6 protein-coding genes are annotated in these 7855 nt (G+C 67.1%); 2 read left to right on the forward strand and 4 right to left on the reverse strand.

Going from position 1 to position 7855, the window contains the following annotated elements:
- Nucleotides 1-220: 220 nt before the first annotated feature.
- The 4 genes from mnmG to LzC2_RS18915 form a co-directional block, all read right to left on the reverse strand.
- Complete coding sequence (gene mnmG, locus LzC2_RS18900) at nt 221-2086, reverse strand: tRNA uridine-5-carboxymethylaminomethyl(34) synthesis enzyme MnmG (protein ID WP_171189590.1); 1866 nt, start codon at nt 2084-2086, stop codon at nt 221-223.
- A gap of 39 nt (nt 2087-2125) precedes the next feature.
- Nucleotides 2126-2503, reverse strand: a complete 378-nt coding sequence (locus LzC2_RS18905; RefSeq protein ID WP_171189591.1) for a hypothetical protein — start codon at nt 2501-2503, stop codon at nt 2126-2128.
- 377 nt (nt 2504-2880) lie between these two features.
- The gene (locus LzC2_RS18910) at nt 2881-3078 is read right to left on the reverse strand and encodes a hypothetical protein (protein WP_171189592.1); all 198 of its coding nucleotides are present in this window, start codon (nt 3076-3078) and stop codon (nt 2881-2883) included.
- Between the two features lie 95 nt (nt 3079-3173).
- Entirely contained in the window at nt 3174-4733 is a 1560-nt protein-coding gene (locus tag LzC2_RS18915) for a tetratricopeptide repeat protein (protein ID WP_171189593.1), read from the reverse strand.
- Between the two features lie 578 nt (nt 4734-5311).
- On the opposite strand from LzC2_RS18915, the gene nusA reads away from it, so the two are divergent.
- On the forward strand, nt 5312-6976 hold the full coding sequence (gene nusA, locus LzC2_RS18920) for a transcription termination factor NusA (RefSeq protein WP_171189594.1): 1665 nt from the start codon (nt 5312-5314) through the stop codon (nt 6974-6976).
- A 202-nt stretch (nt 6977-7178) separates the two neighbouring features.
- Nucleotides 7179-7855 (forward strand): translation initiation factor IF-2 N-terminal domain-containing protein (locus tag LzC2_RS18925; protein ID WP_171189595.1); only part of this gene is annotated, 677 nt, incomplete at its 3' end.

Genomic DNA, 7855 nt, shown 5'->3' on the forward strand with positions numbered 1-7855 from the left:
GGACCCGGGGGGCGCCGGGACCCAGGGGGCAACAGGCCCCGAAGCCGCTTTGGGGGGTTTAGGAAGGGGAGATCAGACCGGTCAAGGCGATTCCTCCCGATTTGACTGACGACCCGATCATACGCCGCCCCCCCCGATCGTCAACGACCCGCAGAACCCCTGCAATCGACAGATTCCCCAACTTGGGCAATCTACGTTCCCGGGCCGCTCGGCACAGATCTCACAGCGGGACGGACCGGTCCACTTCGGATCGCTCGCGTCCCGCCCGCTCCAACGCCACGACCAGCACGGAGAGATCCGCCGGCGTGATCCCGCTGATTCGCCCGGCCTGCCCGACGTCCGCGGGACGCACCTGTCCCAGCTTCTCGCGAGCTTCATGACGGAGATGCTCGACGGCGGCGAAATCGAACCCGTCGGGAATCCGAACCGCCCCCCACCGCTTCGCCTTTTTCACCTCGGTCGCCTGTCGGGCGATATAACCGGCGTACTTCGCGGAGATCGCCGCCTGCTCCGCGGCCCGCGGCTCGAACCGCTCCGCCCGCCATTCGGGCATCGTTTCGAAGGACTCGGTCGTCACGTCCGGTCGGCGGAGACGCTCCGCGAGCGTTTTGCCGTCGACCCAATGTGCACTGAGGAACGCTTCGCAGCGGGCGATCTCCGCGGAGTGGCGTTCGAGTTGAGCGATGCGTTTCGCGCCCACTAGCCCGACGCGCGCGGCAAGCGGGGTGAGGCGGCGGTCCGCGTTGTCCTGCCGAAGCGTCAGCCGATGCTCCGCCCGACTGGTAAACATGCGGTACGGCTCGTCCGCCCCTTTCGTGACGAGGTCGTCGATCAACACGCCGAGGTAGCCTTCGTCCCGTTCGATGACCAGCGGTTCCTTGCCGGCCACGGCGAGCGCGGCGTTCGCCCCGGCCAGCAGCCCCTGCCCGCCGGCCTCTTCATAACCGGTGGTGCCGTTGATCTGCCCGGCGAAGTACAGCCCGGCCACGCGATGCGTTTCGAGGGTGTTCTTCAGTTGAGTCGGCGGAGCGAAGTCGTACTCGACTGCATAACCCAGCCGGGTGATCTGAGCCTTCTCCAATCCGCGGATGCCGCGGACGAGTTCCTCCTGCACGTCGCGCGGCAGGCTGGTGGAAATGCCGTTGCAGTACACCTCGTGGGTGTCGCGGCCTTCCGGTTCGAGGAAGACCTGATGCGACGACTTGTCGGCGAACCGGACGACCTTGTCCTCGATGCTCGGGCAATAACGCGGTCCCGTGCCGTGAATCGCCCCGGAGTACATCGGCGCCCGGTGTAGATTCGCCCGAATCAGGTCGTGCACCGCGGGCGTGGTGCCGGTTAGATAGCAATCAATCTGCGGCTGAGCGATGCGATCGGTAAGGAACGAAAACGGCTGAGGATCCTCGTCGCCGGGTTGCGGCTCGCAGGCAGCCCAGTCGATCGACTTGCCGTGCAATCGGCAGGGCGTGCCGGTCTTGAACCGGGCGAGATCGAAGCCGAGATCACGCAACGCCCCGGACAGCCCGGAACTGCTCCCCTCCCCCGCCCGTCCGCCCTTGGACTTCGCCTCGCCGGTGTGCATCACCGCCGCCATGAACGTGCCGGTCGTCAGCACGACCGCGGGGGCGTGAAAGACCGTGCCGTCGGCGACCTTCACCCCGGAGACCTGTCGATCCGCGGTGGCGTCGCCGTCGACGACGAGACTCACGACGGTTTCCTGTCGGACGGAAACGTTCTCCGCCTCCTCGACGGCTAGTTTGACGAAGCGGCGGTAGTCCTGCTTGTCGGCCTGGGCGCGGGGGCTGTACATCGCCGGCCCCTTGGACCGGTTGAGCATGCGGAACTGAATTCCCGCCGCGTCGATCGCCCGACCCATCAACCCGCCGAGGGCGTCGATCTCCCGTACGATCTGCCCCTTGCCGACTCCGCCGATCGCGGGGTTGCAGCTCATCACCCCGACGGTGTCGCAGGACATCGTCAGCAACAGCGTGTCCGCCCCCAACCGCCCCGCCGCCAGCGCCGCCTCCGTCCCGGCGTGTCCGCCGCCGATCACGATGACGTCGAAGTGTTGAGCGGCGGACGACATGACGGGGCGAACGGGAGTCGAAGCGGACGGAGCACTACTCTACGGAGTCTCCGCCGATCCGTCGGGTTCGCCGCCATCCGCTCCGTCTTCGCTCGGCAAAGGAAGGTTGTCCAAATCACCGAAGTCTTGCGGTCGGCCGCTGGCCATCTTGTTCGTTCGCAGATCCTTCAAAGCGAGAACTGGCATCTCGACGCCCTCCAGAGTCACCCGCTCCGCTCTCGCGTAGCACTCGGAAAAATCTAAACCAGCCGCGTCGTTGAGGATGTCGATCAGCACCGGTCGACGACCGATGTGAACTATTTTCTTCGGATCGAGAAATAACTCCTCGCTCACGTCCTCCGACCAGAACCCGAAATCCTTGAGTGCCGCAACGACGCGAGCGGCGTTCTCCAGCGAGGTCGCAACCCAAACATCCAAGTCGCCCGTGAAGCGGTCGTAACCGTGAGCGACAACGGCACCCCCCCGACCACCAGATACTCAACTTGGCGAGCGGTCAGACACTCTAAAAATTCTCTGAAGTCGGGGTGGAGTTCCGCCATCGGGATACTTGAGGCTGCGGAGGTATTCCAACGTGGCCAGTCGTTCGCGAGGCGTCGCCGCCCACCGCTCTTCTTTAGCGAACCGGTTCGCCTCCTCGAACGAGCGGGAGACGCGGAACGCAGTTCGGTCCAAACGGAAAGCGTCCTCAGCGGCGGGCGGGTCGATGTCCAACATCACTTAATTGTATACGAGAACCCCGCAGCCGGTCGTCGGCCCGGAGTCGTCGATCGACCGGCCGCGGGTGCGTCCAGCGCTCACTCTTCGTCGAGTTCTTCGCTCGGACGATCGTCGATGGGATCGAGTTCGCCGGTCGTCGTCGAGGTGGACTCCGGCAGGTTCGCGGGGGGCACGCCGCCGACGGACGGTTCAGAGTCCGGTTCGCTATCGCAGCCCACGAACAAGCAGGAGGCGAGAAGCAGGGCGGAGGCGGTCAGCAGTCGGGAGCGGAGCATGGCGCACGAAAAATAGGGGCGACGAACGGGCGAGCCGCAATGTAGCGGCCCCGCTCGCACGCCGCCCCCGGATCGACCCGATCAGCGGGTCAGGCTCACTCCCCCAAGGCGATCTTCGCCCCGCGGTAGGCGGAGAGCTGCTTTTGGTCGGACTCCAGCGAGACGCGATACGCCTCCGCGGCGCCCGCCGCGTCGCCGGCGCGCTGGCGCGCCCGACCGATGAAGTAATTCGCTTCGCAAGTCTGCGCGGCGGCCGCCTTCGGATCGGTGTCGCTGATCTTGCTCAGGAGTTCTTCCCCGGTCAGGCGGCCGAGTTGGAACTGAAGCAACCGGACGACCCAGTCCACGCCGTTGCCGCCGTTGTCGAGAGCCAGCGTAACGCCCGGATCTTCGGAGGCGTTGCGGCCCAGCGTCGTGAGCGCTTCCAGCCGCCAGGGGTGCAGGTGACGAAAGCCGGGGGCGAGCCGCAGGGCCGCGTCGAACTGCGCCAACGCCTGGTCGTACTGCCCGGCGAAGAACAGCACGAACCCGAGATCGCTGTGGGCGATCGGGTTGGTCGGCGATTCCTTCACCGCCATCTGCTGATCGGCGACGGCGCCCGCCAGATCGCCGGCGAAGAGCTTGGCGTTCCCGCGGAATCCGTACACGCCCGGTTGGCCGGGGTTCGCCTTCAAACTGGCGTCGAAGTCCGCGATCGCGGCGGTGACGTCGCCGCGATCCAGCGCCGTTTTGCCGCGATTCGTCAGGGCGTAGAAGTAGTTCGGGTTCTGTTCCAGGGCGCGGGTGAAGTCCGCGGAGGCGGCGTCCGCATCGCCCTGATTCAGGAGGAACATGCCGCGGTTGTTGTACACCAGCGGGTTCTCCGGGAACGCCGCGACCATCTGATCGAAGGCTTCGCGAGCCTGCTCCGGCGTTCCGTCGGCCTGCAGGGTGTTGGCACGTTCCGAAGCGCTGGCGAGGTGGTTCGGCAAGACCTCCAGCGCCGCGGTGAAGTCCGCGACCGCGCCGTCGGTGTCCTTCTGATACCGCTTCGCCAATGCCCGCTGATACAGCAGGTTGCCCTTGGTGTCGGCGTCGAGATTTTCACGTTGAAGAACCGTGTCCGCGGTCTGAACCGCGACCTGGGCGTGCTCCTCGCGGGATTCGATCATCCCGAGGTTCGTCATGCCGTACAGGTACGGCAGGTAGTACTTGCTGTTCGTACGACCGCCGAGGCTGATCGCCTCCCGAGCGTCGGCGATTCCCGCGCGGATCATCTCGGTGTCGCCTCGCTTCAGCCCCAACTCCACCTTGGCGCTGCCGCGGAAGTAATATGCCTGATGCGTCTGGTCGTTGAGACGAAGCGCGGCGTCCGCTTCCTGGACCACGCCGTCGAAGTCGCCGGCACGGTACTTCTGTTCGGCCCGCGCGACGGCCTCGACGGACTGCTGATCGATTCGGGCGCCGCCCTGAGCGGGCGCCGGAGCCTGCGACACGCGCGCCGGCTGGCGTTGGGGACGACGCTGGCCCTGAGCGGAGGCGGCATCCGCAGCGAACGATCCGGCTGCGAACGCGGCCGCCGCCGCAAGCGGCGCCAACTTGCGAAGCGACCGACCGGTCGAATCGGCGTAGGCGAATAGCGGGCGGGCGGAGCGGGCGGGACGACGCCGAAGCATGGCAGCGAGACCGGGGTGAGAAATCGAGATGGCGGCGGGGCGGGCCCCGGATCGGGTTCCGCCGATTGTGACGAGAATAGCGATCGGTCGCTGCCCGCGGGATACGGACTTTTCGCGATCCGAACGCTCCGAAAACCGCCTGCCGTCAAGGTCGGACGCCTCCCGCGGGCCGGTTGACGCTGCGAGAGGCGGCCCATACGGTCGGCGCCACCCGACCGGAGCCGTGATCGATTCGGGCGGGCCGCCGGTTTTTCGCTGGCGCACTCGGCGATCTTCGCCCGAGTCCGTTGACGCGCCGGCCCCGGCGCCGACAATCGCCGCACGGCCTCACCGCCCTTCACGCCCCGATTTCGCGCACCTCCCCGGTCCGCCGCCCATGTAAGTGACTTGCGCCCCGAACCTCGGTCGCCCCGCCCCGCCCTTCTCCTCGTGAGATCGGCGAGCGTCGCCCGCCGGGAACCTCGGCGCCCCGTCACGTGCGGGGCCGTGGGCGGGCTTCGGCCCGCTTTTTTTATTCACTCGCCGCCGACCTCCGCCCCCATTCATGGGGCTGACGCCCCACGCTCGCCTGTCGCCCGATGAAGACCAGTGAAATCCTGCGGATCGCCGACGCGATTCACAGGGACCGCAACATCGACGTCGAAATCGTCTTCGAGGGCATCGAAGCCGCGATCGCCCAGGCTGCGCTGAAGGTGTTCGGCGAAGACGCCGAGGTGCACGTCGCCATCGACCGGAAGACCGGCGAACCGGACGCCTCGGTCAACGGCAACCCGCTTTCCAGCGACGACATCGGCGACCTGCTCGGCCGCATCGCGGCCCAGACCGCGAAGCAGGTCATGATCCAGAAGATCCGCGAAGCGGAGCGCGACGCCCTCTTCGACGAGTTCACCGCCCAGCGCGGCGAAATCATCAGCGGCACCATCACCAAGGTGGAGCCGGGCGGCACCGTGCTCACCAACCTCGGCAAAACCGAGGCGATCCTGCCCCGCAGCGAGCAGATCCCCGGCGAAACGCACAACGTCAACGAGCGGGTGCGGGCCGTCGTGATGGACGTCCGCAAACAGGGCAGCCGGGTCAAAATCATTCTCTCCCGCACCCACCCCGAGTTGGTTCGCCGCCTGTTCGAGTTGGAGATCCCCGAGGTTTCCGAAGGAACGATCGAAGTCCGCAGCTTGTCGCGGGAAGCCGGCTACCGGTCGAAAGTCGCGGTCACCTGTCACGACCCGAAGGTGGACCCGGTTGGCGCCTGCGTCGGCGTCCGCGGCGCCCGCATCCGGAACGTCGTCGACGAACTGGCCGGCGAACGCATCGACATCATTCGTTGGAACGACAGCCTGCGGGTGCTCGTCCCGAACGCGCTGCAGCCGGCGGAGGTGGAGGACGTGATCCTCTGCCCGCAGCTCGGCAAAGTCATCGTGTTAGTGGAAGAGGACAACCTGTCCCTCGCCATCGGCCGGAAGGGGCAGAACGTTCGGCTGGCCTCCAAGCTGGTGGGCTGGGACATTCAGGTAATGACCCCGGAGAAGCTGGACGCCCAGATCGCCGAGAGCGTCGGCCAGTTCACCCGTATCCCGCAGATGGACGAGGATCTCGCCGAGAACCTCGTCGCCCAGGGCTTCTTCACGTTCGACGAACTCAGCATCATCGAGCCGGACGCCCTGCAGGAGATCAGCGGCCTGGACGCCGCCAGCTGCGACGCGATCGTGGAGTTCGCCGACGAGGAGAGCGCCCGCATCGAAGCCGAAGAGAAAATGGCCCGTGAACGTCGCCGGCAATTGCGGGCGATGGGCATGACCGAAGACGATCTGAAGCGTCGCACCGACGCCGCCCGCGCCGCGGAGGCCCAGACCGGCGAAGTCGCCGCAAACGCCGAAGCCGAAGCGACGCCCGTCGCCGGCGAGTTGGATAGCGAAGCGGACGGCCCCGCGGAACTGCCCGACCCCGAGGTCGCCGAGGCGATGGCTGAAGATGCCGCCGCCGCGCCGACCGCAGACGAACACGACGGGGAGCAGCACGATCCGGACGAAGCGCCCCATGAGTCGGCCGATCCGCTGGACGCGGACGAGGCGGGCGAAGACTCGGTCACCGCGGGGCTGACGAACGATCCTGTCGCCGTCGGCGACGCAACTGATTCCGCGGACGAGGTCGCTCCGGCGGGAGAAGAGGAAGCCGCCCTCGACGAAGCCGCAAAGGACGGCGTGCTTTCGGTCGAAGAAGAAACTCCGGCGGGAGATCCCGTGTGAGTTCCTTATTCCGACGGCAAATTGCCGTCTGACCGGGGCCGTCCGGTCGCGTAGGATCAGCGGGGGGTGAGGCTCCCGCATTGGATCCCGCCCTCGCATCGTTGCGACGGCCCCGCGTCGCCTCATCCCCGCCCGTTAGCCGCTCTCTCCAAGAGACCGCCTAACCCATTCACTTCCCCCCGCGTGTTTTCGAGAGGCCGTCTTGAAGGTTCGGATTTTCGCCCTGGCCAAAGAGCTGGGGATGGACAGCAAGGAACTCTTCGAACACGCGGCGGAGGCCGGCGTGAAAGTGAAGAATAACGCGCTGGCCAGCGTGTCCGAAGCAGAGCGGGACGTGATTCTCGCTCACATTGGCGGTGAAAGCGGCGGCGGCAAAGCGGCGAAAAAGGCGGCGAAGAAGGACGCCGAGAAGTCCAAACCCGCCCCGGCGGCTCCGGTCCGCCCGCAGCGGACGACCGAGACGAAGGTGCGTACCGTCGGCGGCGCCCCCCAGAGGCAGCGCCCGGTCGAGGTCGCTGCGGAAGAGGTTGCCCCGGAACCCGAGCAGACGACGCCAAAGCCGGAACCCGAACCGCCCGCCCCGGAGCAGGAGCCGGAGCCGGAGCCGGAAGTGGTTGCGGAATCGCCCGCCGAGCCGGAACCGTCAGCGCCGCCGAAGGCTGAAGCGTCGCCGGCGCCGAAGACGCCGCAGACTCGGGCGGAGCAGATCGCCGCCATGAAGATGAAGCCGGTTCGGCCGGTAAGCGGTGGGGGGAGACCGGTCCGCACGTTAGGCGCCGGCGCTCCGTCGAAGCCGGCCGCAAAGCCCGCTCAGGCGACCCCGGCTGCGCCGACCGTGGCGACGCCGGTCGCCAAGCCGGCCGCTCCCGCGTCCAAGCC

Source organism: Alienimonas chondri, from assembly GCF_013036045.1.
GTDB classification, from domain to species: Bacteria; Planctomycetota; Planctomycetia; order Planctomycetales; family Planctomycetaceae; genus Alienimonas; species Alienimonas chondri.

Excerpts from the sequence above, each read along its gene's own strand:
- LzC2_RS18915 (WP_171189593.1), bottom strand. The coding sequence starts at position 4,733 with ATGCTTCGGCGTCGTCCCGCCCGCTCCGCCCGCCCGCTATTCGCCTAC.
- mnmG (WP_171189590.1), bottom strand. The coding sequence starts at position 2,086 with ATGTCGTCCGCCGCTCAACACTTCGACGTCATCGTGATCGGCGGCGGA.
- LzC2_RS18910 (WP_171189592.1), bottom strand. The coding sequence starts at position 3,078 with ATGCTCCGCTCCCGACTGCTGACCGCCTCCGCCCTGCTTCTCGCCTCC.
- nusA (WP_171189594.1), top strand. The coding sequence starts at position 5,312 with ATGAAGACCAGTGAAATCCTGCGGATCGCCGACGCGATTCACAGGGAC.